Here is a 20332-nt window from a genome sequence, read left to right on the forward strand (position 1 = left end):
ACTCCTGTGTCAGTCGGCGTCGTCGAACAGGTCGACGACATCGTTCTGGGGATCGGTGAGGGTGAGGGTGACGACGGGACGGCCGAGATCGGCGAGGACGCGGGCATCGCCCGCTGCCTGAGCGTTGATCAGCTGCCCGAAGGTGTAGGGGCGACCGGGGATCTCCAGGTCGACGTCCGTGTTCTCCAGAATCTGGAGGAACACGCCGTTGGCGGGTCCGCCCTTGTGGTACTGGCCCGTCGAGTGCAGGAAGCGCGGTCCCCACCCGAAGGTGACCGGTCGCGCTGAGGAGGTGGCGGCGAGTTCACGCAGTCCCGCCAGCTGGGGGAGCGCGTCGCGGTTGACGTAGGCCTGGATAGCGATGTATCCGTCGTCCGCCGCCCGTGCGAACAGGGCGTCGAGCACGGCGCGAACCGAACCGGCGGACACCAGCGCCGCGTCCGTGGAGCGCACTTCGATGCCGCCATCCACGAACGCCGGAGCGCCGGTCTGCGGACGTTCCTCCAGGAGCGCACGCGCGGCCTGTTTGGCGGCCTCGACGTCGGGCTGGTCGAAGGGATTGATCCCGAGGATGCGCCCCGCGATGGCGACGGCGTACTCCCAGACCAGGAACGCGGAACCGAGACTCGCGCTGATCAGGATCTCGTCGTAGTGGTCCTCGAAGATGCCGACATCGTCGACGTCCTGCACGAACCGGACGCGCTGCAGGTCGTCCTGCGGATCCTCGGCCTCGAGCGACACCTCGGTGAGGACGACGGGCAGGATGCCGGTTCCGTCCTTGCCGGTGGACTCGGCGACCAGCTGCTCGATCCAGTCGGCCAGACCGTCCAGGCCGGCATCCGGTTCCACGATGAGGCCGAGCTTGTCCTTGCGCACCGACTCCGCCGTGGCACCGGCGATCGCGGCGCCCAGGATGAGGGCGGGATTGTCCGGACTGTCGACCGCGACCTCCGCGAGCACGGCGTCCGCTTCGTCCAGGACCGCTTCGACGTCAGCGCCGGCGAGCGCGGAGGGGACCACCCCGAACGCCGTCAGCGCGGAGAATCGTCCCCCCACGGTGGGCTGTGCCGTGAAGACGCGGTACCCGCGTTCCACCGCACGGGCTTCGAGAGGAGAGCCCGGGTCGGTCACCACGATGATCCGTTCCGCCGGATCGAGTCCGAGGTCGCTGAACGCCGCCTCGAACGCGCGCTGCGCAGAGTCGGTCTCCACGGTGGAACCGGACTTCGACGACACGACGAGCACAGTGCGGCGAAGATCATCCTCGCTGTCCCCGTCGATGGCGGCGAGGACCTGGCCGGGAGCGGTCGAGTCGAGGATCACCAGTGGCACGTCTGCGCCGCGGGTGATGACCTCGGGGGCGAGCGATGATCCTCCCATGCCGGCCAGCACGATGCGATCCAGTCCCCGCCGGCGGAGGTCGTCGCGCAGGGCGACGACCTCCGACACGAGTGGGCGCGAGATCTCGACCGCCTGGACCCAGCCGAGGCGGATCTCCGCCTCGGCTTGTGCGCCAGGACCCCACAACGTGGGATTCTGATCTGCGATGCCCGATGCGACGAGGTCGTCGACGAGGGCGGGTACCACCGCATCGGCCACCTCACGGGGGTGGCCGGAGAGACGCAGACGGAAGGTCACCGCGCGCTCTCGAGCGCCGTCTGCACGGTGCTCTTGAGGTCCTGCCAGGAGGCGATGAACTTCGAGACGCCCTCATCCTCGAGCAGCTGCGTGACGTCAGCGAAATCGACGCCGACGGCAGCCAGACGGGCCACCACGTCGTGCGCGGCGGGGATGTTCGGCGTGATCGTGTCACCGGTGATGACACCCTCAGCGAACGTGGCCTCCAGCGTCTTCTCCGGCATCGTGTTCACCGTGTCGGCGGCGACCAGCTCGGTGACGTACAGCGTTGCCGGCAGTGCGGGGTCCTTGACACCCGTGGACGCCCACAGCGGTCGCTGCGGGTTCGCACCGGCGGCGGCGAGCTGCCGGGCGCGCTCGGTCGCGGACTTCTGCCCGAACAGCTCGTATGCGAGGCGCGCGTTGGCGAGACCCGCCTGGCTCTTGAGAGCGAGAGCGTCCTCGGTGCCGATCTCTGCGAGGCGCTTGTCGACCTCGGTGTCGACGCGCGACACGAAGAAGGATGCGACCGAGTGGATACGGCTGATGTCGTGACCGTTCGCCTGCGCCTGCTCGATGCCGGCGTAGTACGCGTCGATCACGTCGTTGTAGCGCTCCAGCGAGAAGATCAGCGTGACGTTGACGCTGATGCCCGCGGCAAGGGTCGCCGTGATCGCCGGGATACCGGCCTTCGTGGCGGGGATCTTGATGAGCGTGTTCTCGCGGTCCACCGCGGCCCACAGCTCCTTCGCCTGCGCGACGGTGCCCTCGGTGTCGTGCGCCAGATCGGGGGAGACCTCGATGGACACACGGCCATCGACGCCACCGGTGGCGTCGTACACCGGACGGAAGATGTCGGTCGCGTTGCGCACGTCGTCGGTGGTGAGGGCGAAGATCGCCTCGTCGACGCTGGCGCCGGCCTGCGCGAGCTCCTCCAGCTGCGCTGCGTAGTCACCGCCGCCGTTGCTGATCGCCCCCTGGAAGATCGTGGGGTTGGTGGTGACGCCGGAGACGTTGCGGGTCCGGATCAGCTCGGCGAGGTTGCCGGACGTGATGCGAGAGCGCGAGAGGTCGTCGAGCCAGATGCTGACGCCGGCTGCGGTGAGATCTGCCGTGGGGGTGGTCATGAGTTCTCCTTAACGGTCTCGCGGGCTGCCTGCACGACGTGGTCGACAGTGAACCCGAAGTTTGTGAAGAGCGTCTTCCAGTCGGCGGAGGCGCCGAAGTGGTCGATCGCAACGGTGCGTCCGGTGTCGCCGACGATGCGGTACCAGCTGGCAGCGGAACCGGCCTCGACGGAGACGCGGGCCTTGACGGCGGACGGGATGACGCTCTCGCGGTACTCCTCGTCCTGCTGGGCGAACCATTCGAGCGACGGGGCGGAGATCACGCGGGCGTTGATGCCCTCGCCGCGGAGCACCTCGCGTGCTCCCACGGCGAGCTGTACTTCGGAGCCCGTTGCGATGAGCAGCACGTCCGGGGTGCCGCCCGGAGCCTCCTGCAGGACGTACGCACCGCGGGCGACGCCTTCTGCCGAGGCGAACGAGTCGCCGCTGGCCGGGCCGTCGCCACGCTCGTAGGTGGGCACGTTCTGACGCGTCAGCGCCAGCCCGATGGGGCCCGAGTGGTGGCGCAGAGCCTGCAGCCAGGCCACAGCGGTCTCGTTGGCGTCCGCCGGGCGGACCACCGTCATGTTCGGGATCACGCGCAGCGAGGCGAGCTGCTCGATGGGCTGGTGCGTGGGGCCGTCCTCGCCGAGGGCGACGGAGTCGTGCGTCCAGACGAACACGGGCGCGATACCCATGAGAGCTGCGAGGCGCACCGCGGGGCGCATGTAGTCACTGAAGATGAGGAAGGTGCCGCCGAACGGACGGGTGAGCCCGGAGAGCACGATGCCGTTGAGGATCGAGCCCATGGCGTGCTCGCGGATGCCGAAGTGCATCACGCGGCCGTACGGGCTTCCGCTCCACTCGTGGGTGGACCACTCGGTGGGGATGAAGGACGGGGCGTCCGTGATGGAGGTCATGTTCGACTCGGCGAGATCCGCCGAACCACCCCACAGCTCGGGCAGACGTGCCGCCAGCGCATTGATCACCTTGCCCGAAGCGACGCGGGTGGAGACCTCCTTGCCGGCCTCGAACACGGGGAGGGCGCCCTCGATGTCCTCGGGCAGGGCACGGGCCTCGAGGCGGTCCAGAAGCTGCTTGCGCTCCGGGTTGGCTTCGGCCCAGGCGTCGAAGTCCTGCTGCCAGGCGGCGTGGGCCTCGGCGCCGCGTGCCACGAGGCCGCGCGCGCGCTCGATCACGGCGTCCTCCACGACGAAGTGCTGCTCGGGGTCGAACCCGAGCACCTTCTTCACCGCGGCGAGCTCGTCGGCGCCCAGGGCCGAGCCGTGGATCTTGCCGGAGTTCTGCTTGCCGGGGGACGGCCAGCCGATGATCGTCTTCAGGATGATCAGGGACGGCTTGTCGGTGACACCCTTGGCCGCTTCGATCTCGGCGTACAGTGCGTCGATGTCCTCGACGTACTGGCCGGTCTTCTTCCAGTCGACGACGCGCACGTCCCAGCCGTAGGCCTCGTAGCGCTCGGCGACGTTCTCGGTGAAGGCGACGTTGGTGTCGTCCTCGATCGAGATCTGGTTCGAGTCGTAGATCGCGATGAGGTTGCCGAGCTGCTGGTGTCCAGCCAGCGAGGACGCCTCGCTCGTGACGCCCTCCTGCAGGTCGCCGTCACCGCAGATCACGTAGATGTTGTGATCGAACGGGCTGGTGCCGGCGGGCGCCTCCGGGTCGAACAGGCCACGCTCGTAGCGCTGCGCGTAGGCGAAGCCGACGGCCGAGGCAAGTCCCTGGCCCAGCGGACCCGTGGTGATCTCGACGCCCTTGGTGTGGCCGTACTCGGGGTGCCCCGGTGTGAGCGACCCCCAGGTGCGCAGGCTTTCGATGTCGCCCAGCTCCAGACCGAATCCGCCGTAGTAGAGCTGGATGTACTGGGTCAGCGAGGAGTGGCCGACCGACAGGATGAACCGGTCGCGTCCGATCCAGGTGGGGTCGGAGGGGTCGTGACGCAGTACGCGCTGGTAGAGCAGGTACGCCACCGGGGCGAGGCTCATGGCGGTGCCAGGATGGCCGTTGCCGACCTTCTCCACCGCATCTGCTGCCAGCACACGCGCGGTGTCCACCGCGCGCTTGTCGACGTCATCCCAAAGAAGTTCCGGCACCGGATCACCTTCCGCGAAGTTGGATGCACGCATCGGCGGTCCGCAGGCCGCTACAGCACGGAGAACGGGTCGCGAATGCGCACGTATGGTTCTCTGCCAGCATAGTCATGTAGGGGGTTCCCGGCGTCGAATCGAGGGATTGTGACGATTCACTGCGCGAGGATCGTGCCCGGGTCGCGGCCGTCTGCCCGCGCGGAGTGATGGCATAGACTGAGAAGACCCGTGCCGACACGTCCGAAGGGGGCGATCGAACTGACTGCGACGTCCACGCCGACAGAACAGCTCACCGAGAAGCTGGGAATCGGACGAAAGATCCGAGCCTATGTGGCCCTCACCAAGCCGCGTGTGATGGAGCTCCTGCTCGTCACGACTGTGCCGGTGATGTTCCTCGCGGCGCACGGCATGCCGGACCTGTGGCTTGTGGTCACCACGGTCATCGGCGGCGCGATGAGTGCCGGCTCCGCCGCGGCGTTCAACATGTACATCGACCGCGACATGGATGCGCACATGAAGCGCACCAAGGATCGGCCGCTGGTGACCGGCGAGCTCACGCCGCGGAACGCCCTCGTGTTCGCCTGGGTCATGGCGGCCCTTTCGACGGTCTGGCTCGCGGTGTTCACCAACTGGGTGGCCACAGCGTTCTCGGTGATCGCGATCTTCTTCTACGTCGTCATCTACACGCTCTGGCTCAAGCGCCGCACCGAGCAGAACATCATCTGGGGTGGCATCGCCGGTTGCTTCCCGGTGGTGATCGGCTGGACCGCCGTGGATCCGAGCTTCTCCTGGGCGCCGGTGATCCTCTTCATCGTCGTGTTCCTCTGGACGCCGGCCCACTACTGGCCGCTGTCCATGAAGTACAAGGATCAGTACGGAGCGGTGTCCGTGCCGATGCTCGGCGTCACCCGCGGCACCACACAGGTGGGCCTGCAGGTGATCCTCTACACGTGGGCCACCGTCATCTGCTCCCTGCTGCTCGTTCCGGCGGGCCCGATGCACGCGATCTACACGGTGTCCGCCCTGGTCTCCGGCGGCTGGTTCGTCTACGAGGCGCATCGCCTGTACAACCAGGCGGTGAAGGGCGAGAAGGCACCCGCTCCGATGCGCGTGTTCCATGCTTCGATCACCTACTGCACCATCCTGTTCCTCGCGATCGCGCTGGACGCGCTGTTCCCGATCGCCTTCTGAATGCCGACGCGAAATGCCCCGGATCGAGCGATCCGGGGCATTTCGCATTCATCCGCGTGGTTCAGCGCGTGAGGCTGGGAGAGGTGGGAGCTTCCGTTTCGGCATCACGGTCCGTCGTCTTGTCAGTGTCGGTCGTTTCAGCCTCGGTCTTCTCATCCTCGCTGGCCTTCAGAGGTGACGCCGCGGTCTCCGGCGTTGTCGGCGCGTCTGCGACCCGCGACTGCTGCGCGGTCACGGGGTGCGTGATGTCTGCGCTCTGCTCACGCCAGGACGGCTCTGCAGCGACCGGGCCGTCTGCGCTGGCCTGAGCGGGTTCGACGGGGGCGACAGCTACGGCGCGCGGGCCCAGCGCCCACACGGCGAAGGCGATGAGCACGCCGACGATTCCCGCACCCGCCAGGATGGACTCCAGGACCACCCACGACTGCCCGCCGTACACCTGTGCGGTGGTGGCCGATCCATCGGTCAGGCCCGCCTCCATCGCGGCGATGCGGCTCGTGGCCGCCTGCACGCCGTAGGCGGCGACGCCCACAGAGGCAACCAGCAGGATCCAGAACGGTGCGCTCTTGAGGGCGCTGGGGTTCTTCATGAGTACAAGCTCCTTGTTCGAGCGGAGACGGCCTCCGCTCGAACAAGGGTGACAACCCCGAATCCGAGCCCGCGATGCGCGGGCTATGCCTGGGCTGTGAGGGGCGTCGTCGCCACCGGCCGCTTCAGGGACATGACGACGGTGACCATGGCGGCGGCAGTCAGCGAGGCGAGGACCATGTGCACGCCGACCGCCAGCGGCGGCAGACCGTTCCGGGCCTGATAGAGGCCGACGGCGATCTGGACCAGCTCGACCGCCAGCAGCAGCAAAACCCAGCGCAGGGTCGGCAGCTGCTGACGCCAGGCGGCGACAGCGAGCCCCAGCGTCAGGGCGAACAGGGCGTATCCGGGCCAGGCGTGGATGTGCTCCAGCAGGGTCGCGTCGAAGCCGTTGCGGCGCAGGACGTCGTCATCGCCGGAGTGCGGGCCGGCGCCGGTAGTGAGGACGCCGAACACCACGCTCACCGCCATCGCAAGGGTGGCCACGTGCGTGAGCATGAGGTACCAGGTGGGAACGGCACGCTTGCGCGGACCGACGGGGGAGTACACACGCCAGAGCAGCACGGCGGTGATGCACACCAGGCTCAGCGATGCGACGTAGTGGAAGCCGACGATGAAGGGGTTCAGTCCCGTCCATACCGTGATGCCGCCCACGAGCGCCTGGGCGAGGATCCCCGCCATGACGATCCAGGAGAGCACGAACAGGTCGCGACGCTGCTGCCGCATCCGCCAGATCAGGATGAGAAGGAGCAGCGCCAGGATGCCGAGCACGGGGCTCATCAGGCGATTGCCGAACTCGATGTACTTGTGGTAGCCCTCTTCCATCCCGGGAACGGGCACCAGGGAGTCCGCAGTGCACAGCGGCCAGGTCGGGCACCCGAGGCCGGAGCCGGTGAGGCGCACGGCGCCGCCGGTGGCGATGATGACGACGTTGCCGATGAAGTTCAGCCACGCGATCACGCGCACCCGGCGATCGGGGACGGCCGGCAGCCAAGCGGCGAAACGCGCGAGGGGCGTGGGGGCGGAGGTGGTGGACGCCGACATGCGCAGCCTTCCGAACGGGCGGCGCTGATCGGTGACGGCACCGCGGCAGGTCCGCCCAGTGTCCGAGCAAACCTGTAGAATCGAGGGGTCGAGATGCGGCGTGCAATACGCGGCATCACTACACAGTCTAGGCGTCGGAATCCCGGCGCCTGAGAATGGCCCGAAGCGGCATCCCCACCCCGTCCACCTCGTCGGGCGTTCGGAATGCCGGGACGGATGAGACCGTTTGGGCCACATGAGGAGAGTGTGACGCCATGTCTGATGTGCTCATTGACCGACCCGAGCTCGAGGGGCTGGGGGTGTACGAGTTCGGCTGGCACGATCCCGATGCCGCCGGCGCCAGCGCGAAGCGTGGCCTGAACGAGGCCGTCGTCCGCGACATCTCGGCGCTCAAGAGCGAACCGGAGTGGATGCTCAAAACCCGGCTGAAGGGTCTGCAACTGTTCGGCCGCAAGCCGATGCCCACCTGGGGAGCGGACCTGTCGGACATCGACTTCGACAACATCAAGTACTTCGTGCGGTCCACGGAGAAGCAGGCGCAGTCGTGGGAGGACCTTCCCGAGGACATCCGCAACACGTACGAGCGCCTGGGCATCCCCGAGGCGGAGCGCCAGCGTCTGGTCGCCGGCGTCGCTGCACAGTACGAGTCCGAGGTCGTCTACCACCAGATCCGCGAGGACCTGGAGGAGCAGGGCGTCATCTTCATGGACACCGATACGGCGCTGCGGGAGCACCCCGAGTTCTTCGAGGAGTACTTCGGCACCGTGATCCCGGCGGGCGACAACAAGTTCGCCGCGCTGAACACCGCGGTGTGGTCCGGCGGATCCTTCGTGTACGTGCCCAAGGGCGTTCACGTGGAGATCCCGCTGCAGGCGTACTTCCGCATCAACACCGAGAACATGGGCCAGTTCGAGCGGACCCTGATCATCGCGGACGAGGACAGCTACGTCCACTACATCGAGGGCTGCACGGCGCCGATCTACAAGTCGGACTCGCTGCACTCCGCCGTGGTCGAGATCATCGTGAAGAAGAACGCCCGCGTTCGCTACACCACGATCCAGAACTGGTCGAACAACGTCTACAACCTCGTGACCAAGCGCGCCGTCGCGCACGAGGGAGCCACCATGGAGTGGGTCGATGGCAACATCGGCTCCAAGGTGACGATGAAGTACCCCTCGATCTACCTGATGGGCGAGCACGCCAAGGGCGAGACCCTCTCCGTCGCTTTCGCCGGTCCCGGCCAGCACCAGGACGCCGGCGCGAAGATGATCCACATGGCGCCCTACACACAGTCGTCGATTGTGTCGAAGTCGATCGCACGGGGCGGTGGTCGTGCCGGCTACCGCGGTGAGGTCCGGGTGGACGCCAACGCGCACCACTCCGCCAACACGGTTCGCTGCGACGCGCTTCTCGTGGACACGATGTCGCGGTCGGACACCTATCCCGCCATCGACATCCGCGTGGACGATGTCCAGCTCGGTCACGAGGCCACGGTCTCGAAGGTGAGCGAAGAGCAGCTCTTCTATCTGCAGAGCCGAGGACTGCCCGAGGACGAGGCGATGGCCATGATCGTCCGCGGCTTCATCGAGCCCATCGCACGTGAACTGCCCATGGAGTACGCCCTCGAGCTGAACAAGCTCATCGAGATGGGCATGGAAGGATCGGTCGGCTGAGATGACGACCAACACTGAGGCACCCCAGGTGGTGCCGGGTTCCCTCGCGCACAGCGACGGACCCTTCGTACCCGTCCAGACGCGCTCCGAGCGCCCCACCTCGTTCATCCCGGACGAGCTGCCCATGCCCACCGGGCGTGAGGTGAATTTCCTGCACACACCGGTGGACCGCCTCCGCGGTCTGCTGGTGGACGAGCCGGGTGATGAGGGCGCCGTGCAGTACGACCTCGACGGCGTCGAGGCGCACCTGTCCGCCGACGAGGTCGCGAGCGGCGACGAGTTCTTCCGCCCCGAGGACCGGATGGCCGCCATCGCTTTCAAGCAGGCACCCGGCGTCATCCACCTCAGCATTCCCGCGGGAGAAGAGCTGGATGCTCCTCTCGTCCTGCCCGTGCTCGGCACCGGTGCAGAAAAGCGTGCTTTCGGTCACATCGTGATCGAGGCGGGCGCCAATGCGCGCGGCACAGTCGTCCTGGACCACAAGGGCTCTGCCCAGTACGCCCAGAACGTCGAGATCATCGCTCGCGACGGCTCCGACCTGACCGTGGTTTCGGTGCAGCGCTGGGATGACGACGCCGTCCACGTCGCGGCCCACCAGGCCCGCGTCGACAAGGACGCCACGCTCACGCACATCGTCGCCAGCCTCAGCGGCAGCCTCGTGCGGGTGAACCCGTCGGTCGAGCTGTCGGGCGCCGGGTCCGAGGGCAAGCTGTTCGGCGTGTCCTTTGCCGATCCCGGTGAGCACCTGGAGAGCCAGGTGTACCTGCACCACAAGGGTCCGCACACCACGGGTGACGTGCTCTACAAGAGCGCGCTGCAGGGCGAGACCGCCCGCACGGTGTGGGTGGGAGACGTTCTGATCGGCCCCGACGCCGTGGGCACCGACTCCTACGAGGCCAACCGCAACCTGGTGCTCACCACCGGCGCGCGTGCCGACTCGATCCCGAACCTCGAGATCGAGACCGGGGACATCCAGGGCGCCGGTCACGCATCGGCCACCGGGCGCTTCGACGACGAGCAGCTGTTCTACCTGCAGGCTCGCGGCATCGACGAGGAAGAGGCCCGTCGTCTGGTGGTCGTCGGCTTCCTGGGCGAGATCGTCCAGAAGATCGGCATCGAGTCCCTGGAGCAGGAGCTCTTCGACGCCATCACGGTGGAGCTGGATCGCGGAGCGGACAAGTGACCGCAATCCGCGTCTGCTCGGTGAGCGAGCTGGAACAGGACTCCGCGCTGCGCGTCGTGATCGACGATGTGGCCATCTGCATCGTCAAGGACGCGGATGACGTGATCCACGCGATCGGCGACACCTGCACGCACGGCGACATCTCGCTGGCGGACGGGTTCGTCGAGGGCGAGACCATCGAGTGCTGGGCACACGGCTCCGCCTTCTCGCTCACCAGCGGCAAGCCGCTCACCCTCCCTGCTTTCGAGCCCGTCCCGGTTTTCGACGTCGTGATCGACGGCGACGACGTGCTCATCGATCCGAATGTGAAGAAGGAAATCAACTGATGGCTGTTCTCGAGATCCGCGACCTCCATGTGACCGTCGAGACGGAGGAGGGGACCACCCCGATCCTCAACGGCGTCTCGCTCACGATCAACACGAACGAGACCCACGCGATCATGGGTCCGAACGGCTCGGGCAAGTCGACTCTGGCTTACACGATCGCCGGTCACCCGAAGTACACCGTCACCGGCGGCACCATCACGCTGGACGGCGAAGACGTCCTCGAGATGACGGTGGACGAGCGCGCTCGCGCCGGTCTGTTCCTCGCGATGCAGTACCCGGTGGAGATCCCCGGCGTCACGGTGACCAATTTCCTCCGCACCGCCAAGACCGCCATCGACGGCGAGGCTCCCGCCATCCGCACGTGGACCAAGGACGTGAAGGAGGCCATGAAGGGCCTGCGCATGGACCCGAAGTTCGCGTCGCGCAACGTGAACGAGGGCTTCTCCGGCGGTGAGAAGAAGCGCCACGAGATCCTCCAGCTCGAGCTGCTCAAGCCGAAGTTCGCGATCCTCGACGAGACCGACTCCGGTCTGGACGTCGACGCGCTGAAGATCGTCTCCGAGGGCGTCAACCGCGCGAAGGAGAACACCGGCATGGGTGTTCTGCTCATCACGCACTACACGCGCATCCTCCGCTACATCAAGCCCGACCACGTGCACGTGCTGGTCAAGGGCAAGGTCGCGGAGGAAGGTGGCCCGGAGCTGGCCGAGCGTCTCGAGAACGAGGGCTATGACCGCTTCTTCGCCCCCGGCGAGATCATCGAGGCGTAAGGTCGAATCATGACCGCGACACTGACTCCCGAGAAGTACGACGAGGTGACCGAAGCGCTCAAGGACGTCATGGACCCTGAGCTCAACGTCAACGTCGTCGATCTCGGCCTGATCTACGATCTGGGCTGGGACGAGGAGAACGACGCTCTGGTCATCCACATGACGCTCACGAGCGCCGGCTGCCCGCTGACGGATGTGCTGGAGGCGCAGACCGGTGAAGCGCTGGACGGTGTCGTCGAGCAGTTCCGCATCAACTGGGTGTGGATGCCGCCGTGGGGTCCGGAGCGGATCACCGACGACGGGCGCGACATGATGCGTGCGCTCGGCTTCGCGATCTGATCTCTTACAGACGGACGAGCCCCGGTCAGAAGCCTGACCGGGGCTCGTCCGTCTCGATCTGGCGGTTCGCCCTTCGATGTACCCCTACGCGGGGGAGTAGATTCGAGGAGCGGCGCCGCTGTTCCCCGGTGCGGCTGAGAGATCTCCAGGCCACGCGACCGGCGCCGGTCACCTTCTCCCGCACCCCTCATCCACGCGCTCGGATTGGACAATTGACATGACGGACCCGATCGACGCTCTGCCGATCGAGACGCTTCGGCGCCGAGGAAGCACGAAGTGGGCGAAGTATCCCGCGGACGTGCTACCGCTCTTCGTGGCCGAGTCTGATTTCCCTCTGGCTCCGGCGATCACCGAGGCTCTGGCGCAGGCCGTAGCGCTCGGCGACACGGGCTACACGCCGCCGGCTCATCCGCTGCAGGCTGCCTTCGCGGACTTCTCGGCCCGACGTCACAACTGGGAGGTGGACCCGGCGCGCGTCCGAACCACCGCAGATGTGGTGATGGGTCTCGTCGAGATCATGCGCGGGGTGATCTCACCCGGCGATGGCGTGATCATCACGCCGCCCGTCTACCCGCCGTTTTACGACGCCGTGCCGGAGGCCGGCGGCGAGGTGGTGCGCGTCCCGCTTCTCTCCGGTCCTGACGGGTGGAGTCTGGATCTCGCCGGCATCGACGCGGCCTTTGCCGCCGGTGCACGGGCGATGCTCCTCTGCAACCCCCACAACCCCACCGGCACCGTGCACGATCGCGACAGTCTGGTCGAACTCGCACGGATCGCTCGGACCCGTGGCGCCGTCGTGATCAGCGACGAGATCCACGCACCGCTGGTGCGCGAGGGTGTGGCGTTCACGCCTTTCCTCAGCGCGAGTGAGGATGCGCGGGAGGTGGGCTTCACCGTCACCAGCGCGAGCAAGGCCTACAACCTGGCCGGTCTCAAATGCGCCCTCATGGTGACCGCTTCGGACCGTACGACGCGCGTGGTCGACGAGCTTCCGGTGGAAGTCGAGTGGCGGACGGGCTGGTTCGGCGTCATCGCTGGGGTCGCCGCCTACGCTCCGGAGAGCGATGCGTGGCTGGATGCCGTGCGGGCGCGGCTGGATCTGAACCGCGAGCTGGTGGGCTCGCTCGTCGAGCAGCACCTTCCCGCTGCGCGGTATCTCGTGCCGGATGCGGGCTATCTCGCCTGGATCGACGTGCGTCCGCTGGGCTGGGCCGATGACGCCGCGGACTGGATCCTGGAGAACGCGCGGGTCGCGGTCAACCCCGGACCCACGTTCGGCGACGAGGGCCGCGGCTTCATCCGCGTGAACTTCGCGACCTCGCCCGAGATTTTGCAGGACGCGTTCGCGCGACTCGGCTCGCTCGCGTGAGCCGCGAGCAGCGTCCGGCGTCCATCTGGTCGCCGACCTACGTCTGGACGACGGCCGGAGCCGTAGCGCTCATCTTCCTCGCCGCCTTCGAATCCCTCGCGGTGACGACGGTGATGCCCGTCGTGAGCGAGGACCTCGACGGCGCTTCGCTGTACTCGGTGGCTTTCGCCGGAACGATGGCGGCGAGCGTGATCGGAATGATCGTCGTCGGCATCTGGTGCGACCGTGCCCGGCCCCTGTGGCCGGTTGCGACCTCGGTGATCGTCTTCGTGGCGGGACTGCTCATCGCGGGGGTCGCAACCGAGATGCCCACACTGGTGCTGGGGCGACTGGTTCAGGGTCTGGGCGGTGGCGGTGAGACCGTGGCGCTGTATGTGGTGGTGGCGCGTGCCTACCCGGGCGCACTCCACGGTCGCGTGTTCGCAGCCTTCTCCGCCGCGTGGGTGGTTCCCTCTCTCATCGGGCCGTTCCTCGCAGGTTTCGTCGCCGACCAGCTGCACTGGCGCTGGGTGTTCCTCGGTGTCGCGGTGCTCACCGCACTCGCCTTCGGCATGGTCTTCGCGCGCCTGCACACGATCGGCGGTCCGACCGAGCTCGCATCCAACGCCGGCATCGCGGGGCGCATCACGGCGGCGGTCGTCGTTGCTGTGGCGGCGACGGCACTCAGCATGCTCGGGGACTGGGAGCTTCCGGCCCCGGTGCTCCTGGTGAGCGCCATCGGACTGCTCGTACTGATCGCCGTCGTGGTGCGACCGCTCATCCCGCGAGGCACGCTGCGTGCGCGTCCGGGTTTGCCCGCGGTGGTGTCGATGCGCGGACTGATCGCCGCAGCGATGCTCGGCGCGGAGGTGTACGTGCCATACGTCCTGCGCGAGGATTACGGCTTCACGCCGACTCTTGCAGGTCTCGGCCTCACTGGAGGCGCGATCCTGTGGTCCCTGAGCTCAGAACTGCAAGGGCGATTCGGAGACCGGGTGGGTAACCTCCGGACCGCGATGATCGGCCTGACGATTCTGTCGGCATCGATCGGCGCCGTGGCGCTGGTCTCACTCGTCGCCGCGCCGGCGTGGCTGATCATCGTCGCCTGGACCGCAGCGGGTGCCGGAATGGGCTTCATGTATCCCCGGCTGAGCGTGCTGGGCCTGGCCTACTCCACGCCGCAGACTCAGGGATTCGTGTCCTCGTCCCTCACGATCGCGGATTCTCTGACCACGGCATCGGCGATCGCGGTGTTCGGTCTCATCGTGGCGCTCGGCGGTGGGTTCCCCGCCGTGTTCGCGTTCGCCATGATCCTCGCGCTCGTCGCGTTCCTCCCCGGTACACGCCTCGGTCACGTCCGCGAAGTCGCTCGGTCCTGACGGTCACATCGGCGAGACGGCACGGTCCTGACGGTCGGGACCGCGCGACCGCACGGTCCTGACCGTCAGACCACACCGTCCCGACCGTCTCACCGCGAGGCCGCACGGTCCTGACCGTCTCACCGCGAGACCGCACGGTCCTGACCGTCAGACCACACCGTTCCGACCGTCTCACCGCGAGGCCGCACGGTGCTGACCGTCTCACCGCGAGACCGCACGGTCCTGACGGTCAGTCGGTATCGCGCATCCCGCATCCCGTATCAGGACCGGGCCGTCGGCGGATCTGCTCGCCGGGTGACGCCGGCGAGGATGGCGTCCAGCCCCACTCTGAACTCCGCGTCGGATGCGGCGGTCATCACGTGCTCGTCTCCGCTCAGCGCGCCGAAACGCACGGCGGTAAGGCGCTGCTGCAGAACCGACGCGTTGCCGAGCACGAACTGCAGTACCGCCGCTGCCACCGTCGGACGCAGCTCTGCCGCTACGGCGGGACGGAGGGCGGCCTGCAGCGCGGCCGCTGCGGGGCTCGTGCCGAGTGAGAGTGCGTAGGTGCTCAGCACGACCTCGGCGCCGTCGCGATGGGCGAGCAACGCGCTTCGCAGACGTCGGGCGACCGAGGCAGCGGAGAGGTCCTCGCCCAGCAGCACGGGCGCCGGAGGCACGATCTGATCGGCGACGGCGGCGAGCAGCTCCTGCTTGTTGGAGACGTGCCAGTAGAGCGCGCTGGGCTGAACGCCGAGTTCGCTGGCCAGGCGTCGCATCGACACGTCGGCCAGGCCGAAGTCGTCCAGGATGCGCAGTGCGGTGGCAACGATGGCGTCGCGGTCGACGCGCGACACCCGCGAGTTGCGTTCGGAGGGCATGTGATCACTATAGTGAACACCGTTCAATGAACAGCGTTCAGGAGGCAGTATGTCCACCCCATTCGAAACCCGCGATCTCGCCCGCATCACCGTGTTCGCCGCGCTCATCATTGTGCTCGGTCTCATCGGGCCGATCCCCGTACCCGGCCTCGTGCCCATCACCGCGCAGACACTGGGCGTGATGCTCGCCGGCCTGGTGCTGGGTGCCCGACGAGGCGCCGCCGCCGTCGGCATCGTGATCCTCCTCGCGGCCATCGGCCTGCCGGTGCTGTCGGGCGGCCGCGGCGGGCTCGGGGTGTTCTTCGGGCCGACGGTGGGGTACCTCCTCGGCTGGGTGTCCGGTGTGGTGATCACCGGTCTCATCGCCCATTCGGGGCGGCGCAGCTGGTGGCGATTCGCTCTCGCTGCGGTCGTCGGAGGAATTCTCGGCGTCTACGTCCTCGGCATCCCCCTGCAGGCGCTGATCACCGGTGTCCCGGTAGCTCAGACCGCGCTCACGAGCCTCGCGTTCCTCCCCGGCGACCTCATCAAGGCCGCGGCCGCGACGGCGGTGGCCTCGGCGCTTCTGCGCGCATACCCGGCCGCGTTCGTGCCTCTGCGTTCGCCTCGTCCGAACGTCCCCGCGGGTGTTCCGGCGAACGCATGATCGAGGTCCGTGGCCTCGGTGTCGACGGCGAGGACGGCGCCCGCGTGCTCACCGGGGTGTCGGTCACCCTCCCATACCGTCGGGTCGCCGTGATCGGCGCGAACGGATCGGGTAAGTCCACCTTCGCGCGTGTTCTGGCGGGGCTGGTGAAGCCGTCGCGCGGATCCGCGAGTGTCATGGGGATCGACGTGCGCTCCCGCCGGCTGCGTGGCGCGGTCGGAATGGTGTTCTCCGACCCGGACGCGCAGATCCTGATGCCCACACCACGGGAGGACATCGCCCTCACCGCCGGTGCGCTGGGGCTGTCCCGCGTGGAGCGCGGGCGCAGTGCCGAGACGGCGCTGGAGCGGTATGGGCTGGTCGACCAGGCCGATCGGTCCGTGAGTGTGCTCTCTGGTGGTCAGAAGCAGTTGCTGGCCCTCGCCGGCATCGCCGTGCGTCGTCCACAGGTGCTGATCGCCGATGAACCGACCACGCCGCTCGATCTGCGCAATTCGCGGCGCGTGGGCGCTCTCCTGCTCGGCGACTCCGACGCGGCAGACGGTGCTGCAGGCGGTGCGGCGCGGGTGGCTGAGCAGCTGGTTCTCGTGACGCACGACCTTGGGCTGGCTCGTCGATGCGATCACGCACTTCGCTTCGACCACGGAGAGCTCGTCGACAGTGGCCCTCCGGAGGATGTCGTGGCGAAGTACGAGCGGGACGAGTCGTGACAGGGGCGGCAGGAGAGCGACGTGCGGCGTGCCTGCTCACCGCACTCGCTCTGCTGGCGCTCCTCGTCTCGCTGTCGCCGCCGGCGGCCGGCGCGGTCCTCGCGATGGTGGCGGGCGTGGCCGGGCTGTGCTGGTTGTGGCGATCGCCTCGTCACCAGCTGCCGCTACGGGGTGTGCTGAAGTCGCTCCTGATGGTGTCGGTGTTCGTTCTGGTCACCGTCGGGGTGTTCTCGGGCATCGAAGCGGCGGTGGTCGCGGCGGCGCGCGTCGTCGGTCTGCTTGCAGTCGCGGCGGTCGTGGGGGCGGCCGTGCCTGCGGGGGAGATGATGGCGGTCATCCGCGCCGTGCTCGGGCCGTGGCGCAGGCTCGGGGTGGACCCGGAGCGCGTCGCGCTCGTGCTGTCCCTGACCATCACCACCGTCCCCGTGTTGTTGCGTCGCGCGCGCACGATCCGGGAGGTCCAGCGCATGCGTGGCCTGCGGCCGGGCCTTCGGTTCGTCCTTCCGCTCCTGGTCGTCGCGCTGCGGCACGCCGACACGATGGCGGACAGCCTCAGCGCGCGGGGGCTCTGACCCTGTCCGGAGTATGGACGCGGAGGCCGGGTGCAGCCGGAGGCGATAGAGTAGGAGGCTGGCCAATCGGCCGCATCCCCTCACAGAAGGAGCTTCGTCGTGCTCGCCGTGCAGAACCTCGAGATCCGCGTCGGCGCACGCGTGCTGATGGAGGGCGTCTCCTTCCGTGTCAGCCCGGGAGACAAGGTGGGGCTGGTCGGGCGAAACGGTGCCGGCAAGACCACGCTGACGAAGGTGCTCGCCGGTGATCTGCTGCCTGCCGACGGCAACGTGACGCGCAGCGGCGAGCTCGGCTACCTGCCGCAGGACCCGCGCACCGGTGACCCGTCGATGCTCGCGCGTACCCGCATTCTCGATGCCCGTGGGCTCGGAACCCTCGCGCTGGGGATGAAGGAGGCCACGCTCGCGATGGCGTCGGAGGATGCCGCCGTGGCGGAGAAGGCCATGCGCAAGTATGGCAACCTCACCGAGCGCTTCGAATCGCTGGGAGGATATGCCGCCGAGGCGGAGGCCGCCTCCATCGCTCACAACCTTTCCCTTCCGGACCGCATCCTCGACCAGCCGCTGAGCACGCTTTCCGGTGGTCAGCGGCGTCGTATCGAGCTCGCCCGCATCCTGTTCTCCGACGCGGACTCGATGATCCTCGACGAGCCCACCAACCACCTCGACGCGGACAGTGTGGTGTGGCTGCGCGAGTTCCTGAAGAACTACAAGGGCGGCCTGATCGTCATTTCCCACGACATCGAACTCGTGGGCGAGACGGTGAACCGGGTGTTCTACCTGGACGCCAACCGCCAGGTGATCGACGTCTACAACATGAACTGGAAGAACTATCTTCGCCAGCGCGCCGCCGATGAGGAGCGGCGCAAGAAGGAGCGCGTCAACGCCGAGAAGAAGGCGACGCAGTTGCAGCTGCAGGCGGCCAAGTTCGGCGCGAAGGCCTCCAAGGCCGCCGCGGCGCACCAGATGATCGCCCGCGCGGAGAAGTTGCTGTCCGGTCTCGAGGATGTCCGTCAGGAGGATCGCGTGGCGAAGCTGCGCTTCCCGAAGCCGGCGGCCTGCGGCAAGACCCCGCTCATGGCGAACGGCCTGTCGAAGTCCTACGGATCTCTCGAGATCTTCACCGATGTGGATCTGGCGATCGACCGCGGTTCGAAGGTGGTGGTGCTCGGGCTGAACGGTGCGGGCAAGACCACGCTGCTGCGGATCCTGGCGGGCGTCGACAAGTCCGACACCGGTGCCATCGAGCCCGGCCACGGGCTGAAGGTGGGTTATTACGCGCAGGAGCACGAGAACCTCGATGTCAACCGCTCGGTACTGGAGAACATGATGTCGGCCGCGCCCGATATCAACGCCACCGAGGCGCGCAAGGTGCTCGGATCGTTCCTGTTCACGGGTGACGACGTCCTCAAGCCCGCCGGAGTGCTCTCCGGTGGAGAGAAGACGCGACTGTCGCTGGCCACCCTCGTGGTCTCCAGTGCGAACCTCTTGCTGCTGGATGAGCCCACCAACAACCTCGATCCCGCTTCTCGCGAGGAGATCCTCGGAGCACTGGCACACTACGAGGGCGCGGTCGTGCTGGTCTCGCACGATCCCGGCGCGGTGGCCGCCCTCAATCCGGAGCGCGTGCTGATCCTTCCCGACGGCGTCGAGGACATCTGGAACCAGGAGTATCAGGACCTCATCGAGCTCGCCTGATCGCGGAGGCAACGCCCCGCCGGTCCTCGACCGGGGGCGTGCTCATGAGGCGGGACCGCAGCTCAGGCGGAGAGGATCGCGTCCTCTTCTTCGGCATCGCGGTCGCGCCGCTTCTTCTGCTGTCGCTTCACGGGGGCACGCCCCTCCGCCAGCGCTGCGGCATCCTCCGCGTCCTCGCGGCGATGGCGCACCTCGGTGCGGATCATGTAGAAGATGAAGACGAACCCCATGATGGCGAACAGGATCCACTGGATCGCGTAGCTGAGATGGGGACCGGGATCCTCGGTGGGCTTCTCGAGTGCATGGGGGCGCTCAGCAACGCCGGGATTCTCATCCGCCATCAGTCCGTAGACCGAGGTCTCGACGTCGAGCCCGCTCACCTCCGCCACCGCGGGCAGGTTGATCGTGGGGACCTGGCCTTCGGGAGCGCCGCGCCCGGAGGGCGGCAGCATCTCGCCGGGACGCAGGCGGACGGTGACGGTGACCGTGCCGGCCGGGGGCGCCGGGATCGCGCTGGGGGAGGAGTCCTCCGCCGGCGGGATCCAGCCACGATCCACGACGATGATCCGTCCGTCGTCGGTGGCGAACGGGACGAGCACCTCGAAAGCGCTGGTGCCGCCGAGCGGGCGGTTGCGGGCCAGTACCGTGTCGTCCGTGAGGTATTCGCCAGTCAGCAGCACGGGTGCCCACTCGTCGGCGGGATCGAACTCCTCGCCGCTCGGGAGACGGTCCGCAAGCGGCACGGGCGCGGCGTCGTAGTTGGTCTCGATCAGAAGATTCGCGCGCGAGCGCTGCTCGTTGCGATCGAACTGCCAGTGGGACAGGAACGCGCAGACGATGGCGAACACGATGGCGATCGCGATGTAGATGCTCCAACGGGCGACGGTGTTCTTGGGCATCAGTCGGACTCGCTCACATCGGTCGGCGGAAGGGGCTCGGTCCTCACGCTGTCATGCGCCTCGACACGCACCGGGAAGTCACGAGCCGCAAGGAAGTCGCGCAGGTATCCGACATGCTCATCGCAGGCCAGCCACACCTTCTGACGTTCAGCGGTGTGGATCCGCGGGTTCCGCCAGACGACGCGGTGTTTCGCTGCCGCCGAGCAGCCTGCTCGCGAACAGGTGTCCGCGTCCGGAGCGCCGGCGAGTGAGCCGAGGATGTCACCGAGCATTCG

Annotated in this window: 20 protein-coding genes; 12 read left to right on the forward strand and 8 right to left on the reverse strand. The window is 67.7% G+C overall.

Annotated elements, in window-relative coordinates; genetic code table 11:
* Positions 1–9: 9 nt before the first annotated feature.
* The 3 genes from ACIQJ5_RS07395 to tkt are packed head-to-tail and all read right to left on the reverse strand — an operon-like array spanning position 10 to position 4870.
* Complete coding sequence (locus ACIQJ5_RS07395) at positions 10–1638, reverse strand: glucose-6-phosphate isomerase (RefSeq protein ID WP_402842440.1); 1629 nt, start codon at positions 1636–1638, stop codon at positions 10–12.
* Positions 1635–2744 carry a transaldolase gene (gene tal / locus ACIQJ5_RS07400; protein WP_231090033.1) on the reverse strand — a complete coding sequence of 370 codons (1110 nt, stop codon included), beginning with the start codon at positions 2742–2744 and terminating at the stop codon, positions 1635–1637. The genes ACIQJ5_RS07395 and tal overlap by 4 nt, the downstream gene beginning before the upstream one ends.
* Complete coding sequence (gene tkt / locus ACIQJ5_RS07405) at positions 2741–4870, reverse strand: transketolase (RefSeq protein ID WP_402842443.1); 2130 nt, start codon at positions 4868–4870, stop codon at positions 2741–2743. The genes tal and tkt overlap by 4 nt, the downstream gene beginning before the upstream one ends.
* 213 nt (positions 4871–5083) lie before the next feature.
* Between tkt and ACIQJ5_RS07410 the strand changes: the two genes are divergently transcribed.
* Positions 5084–6022, forward strand: coding sequence for a heme o synthase (locus ACIQJ5_RS07410; protein WP_372459787.1), 939 nt, complete (start codon positions 5084–5086; stop codon positions 6020–6022).
* Between the two features lie 61 nt (positions 6023–6083).
* On the opposite strand, the gene ACIQJ5_RS07415 is transcribed toward ACIQJ5_RS07410, so the two are convergent.
* The gene (locus ACIQJ5_RS07415) at positions 6084–6611 is read right to left on the reverse strand and encodes a hypothetical protein (protein WP_402842445.1); all 528 of its coding nucleotides are present in this window, start codon (positions 6609–6611) and stop codon (positions 6084–6086) included.
* An 83-nt stretch (positions 6612–6694) separates the two neighbouring features.
* On the reverse strand, positions 6695–7654 hold the full coding sequence (locus tag ACIQJ5_RS07420; protein WP_402842448.1) for a heme A synthase: 960 nt from the start codon (positions 7652–7654) through the stop codon (positions 6695–6697).
* 254 nt (positions 7655–7908) lie between these two features.
* Here ACIQJ5_RS07420 and sufB point away from each other — a divergent pair, with 254 nt between their 5' ends.
* The 7 genes from sufB to ACIQJ5_RS07455 all read left to right on the forward strand — a co-directional run bounded on the left by sufB (position 7909) and on the right by ACIQJ5_RS07455 (position 14672).
* Entirely contained in the window at positions 7909–9327 is a 1419-nt protein-coding gene (gene sufB / locus ACIQJ5_RS07425) for a Fe-S cluster assembly protein SufB (RefSeq protein WP_231090037.1), read from the forward strand.
* Between the two features lies 1 nt (position 9328).
* Positions 9329–10510 carry a Fe-S cluster assembly protein SufD gene (gene sufD, locus ACIQJ5_RS07430; RefSeq protein ID WP_231090038.1) on the forward strand — a complete coding sequence of 394 codons (1182 nt, stop codon included), beginning with the start codon at positions 9329–9331 and terminating at the stop codon, positions 10508–10510.
* Positions 10507–10836, forward strand: a complete 330-nt coding sequence (locus ACIQJ5_RS07435) for a non-heme iron oxygenase ferredoxin subunit (protein ID WP_402842452.1) — start codon at positions 10507–10509, stop codon at positions 10834–10836. Before sufD ends, ACIQJ5_RS07435 begins: the two co-directional genes overlap by 4 nt.
* Complete coding sequence (sufC, locus tag ACIQJ5_RS07440; RefSeq protein WP_231090040.1) at positions 10836–11606, forward strand: Fe-S cluster assembly ATPase SufC; 771 nt, start codon at positions 10836–10838, stop codon at positions 11604–11606. Before ACIQJ5_RS07435 ends, sufC begins: the two co-directional genes overlap by 1 nt.
* Positions 11607–11615: 9 nt before the next feature.
* Complete coding sequence (locus ACIQJ5_RS07445) at positions 11616–11945, forward strand: metal-sulfur cluster assembly factor (RefSeq protein WP_231090041.1); 330 nt, start codon at positions 11616–11618, stop codon at positions 11943–11945.
* A gap of 217 nt (positions 11946–12162) precedes the next feature.
* Complete coding sequence (locus ACIQJ5_RS07450; RefSeq protein WP_402842457.1) at positions 12163–13314, forward strand: MalY/PatB family protein; 1152 nt, start codon at positions 12163–12165, stop codon at positions 13312–13314.
* Positions 13311–14672, forward strand: a complete 1362-nt coding sequence (locus tag ACIQJ5_RS07455; protein ID WP_402842460.1) for an MFS transporter — start codon at positions 13311–13313, stop codon at positions 14670–14672. The genes ACIQJ5_RS07450 and ACIQJ5_RS07455 overlap by 4 nt, the downstream gene beginning before the upstream one ends.
* Positions 14673–14932: 260 nt before the next feature.
* Here ACIQJ5_RS07455 and ACIQJ5_RS07460 read toward each other — a convergent pair whose 3' ends face one another.
* Positions 14933–15532, reverse strand: a complete 600-nt coding sequence (locus tag ACIQJ5_RS07460; protein ID WP_402842463.1) for a TetR family transcriptional regulator — start codon at positions 15530–15532, stop codon at positions 14933–14935.
* 49 nt (positions 15533–15581) lie between these two features.
* Between ACIQJ5_RS07460 and ACIQJ5_RS07465 the strand changes: the two genes are divergently transcribed.
* The 4 genes from ACIQJ5_RS07465 to ACIQJ5_RS07480 all read left to right on the forward strand — a co-directional run bounded on the left by ACIQJ5_RS07465 (position 15582) and on the right by ACIQJ5_RS07480 (position 19158).
* Positions 15582–16178 (forward strand): biotin transporter BioY, encoded by a 597-nt coding sequence (locus tag ACIQJ5_RS07465; RefSeq protein ID WP_402842466.1) that lies wholly within the window; start codon positions 15582–15584, stop codon positions 16176–16178.
* Positions 16175–16888 carry an energy-coupling factor ABC transporter ATP-binding protein gene (locus ACIQJ5_RS07470; protein ID WP_402842469.1) on the forward strand — a complete coding sequence of 238 codons (714 nt, stop codon included), beginning with the start codon at positions 16175–16177 and terminating at the stop codon, positions 16886–16888. Before ACIQJ5_RS07465 ends, ACIQJ5_RS07470 begins: the two co-directional genes overlap by 4 nt.
* Positions 16885–17460 (forward strand): energy-coupling factor transporter transmembrane component T, encoded by a 576-nt coding sequence (locus ACIQJ5_RS07475; RefSeq protein ID WP_402842472.1) that lies wholly within the window; start codon positions 16885–16887, stop codon positions 17458–17460. The genes ACIQJ5_RS07470 and ACIQJ5_RS07475 overlap by 4 nt, the downstream gene beginning before the upstream one ends.
* A 99-nt stretch (positions 17461–17559) precedes the next feature.
* Complete coding sequence (locus ACIQJ5_RS07480; RefSeq protein ID WP_402842475.1) at positions 17560–19158, forward strand: ABC-F family ATP-binding cassette domain-containing protein; 1599 nt, start codon at positions 17560–17562, stop codon at positions 19156–19158.
* A gap of 62 nt (positions 19159–19220) precedes the next feature.
* On the opposite strand, the gene ACIQJ5_RS07485 is transcribed toward ACIQJ5_RS07480, so the two are convergent.
* The gene (locus tag ACIQJ5_RS07485; RefSeq protein WP_402842477.1) at positions 19221–20057 is read right to left on the reverse strand and encodes an SURF1 family protein; all 837 of its coding nucleotides are present in this window, start codon (positions 20055–20057) and stop codon (positions 19221–19223) included.
* A complete protein-coding gene (locus tag ACIQJ5_RS07490) occupies positions 20057–20329 on the reverse strand; it encodes a hypothetical protein (RefSeq protein WP_402842480.1) in 273 nt (90 codons plus the stop codon). The genes ACIQJ5_RS07485 and ACIQJ5_RS07490 overlap by 1 nt, the downstream gene beginning before the upstream one ends.
* Between the last annotated feature and the right edge of the window lie 3 nt (positions 20330–20332).

It is taken from the genome of Microbacterium sp. GXS0129, from assembly GCF_044769785.1.
Lineage (GTDB): Bacteria > Actinomycetota > Actinomycetes > Actinomycetales > Microbacteriaceae > Microbacterium > Microbacterium nymphoidis.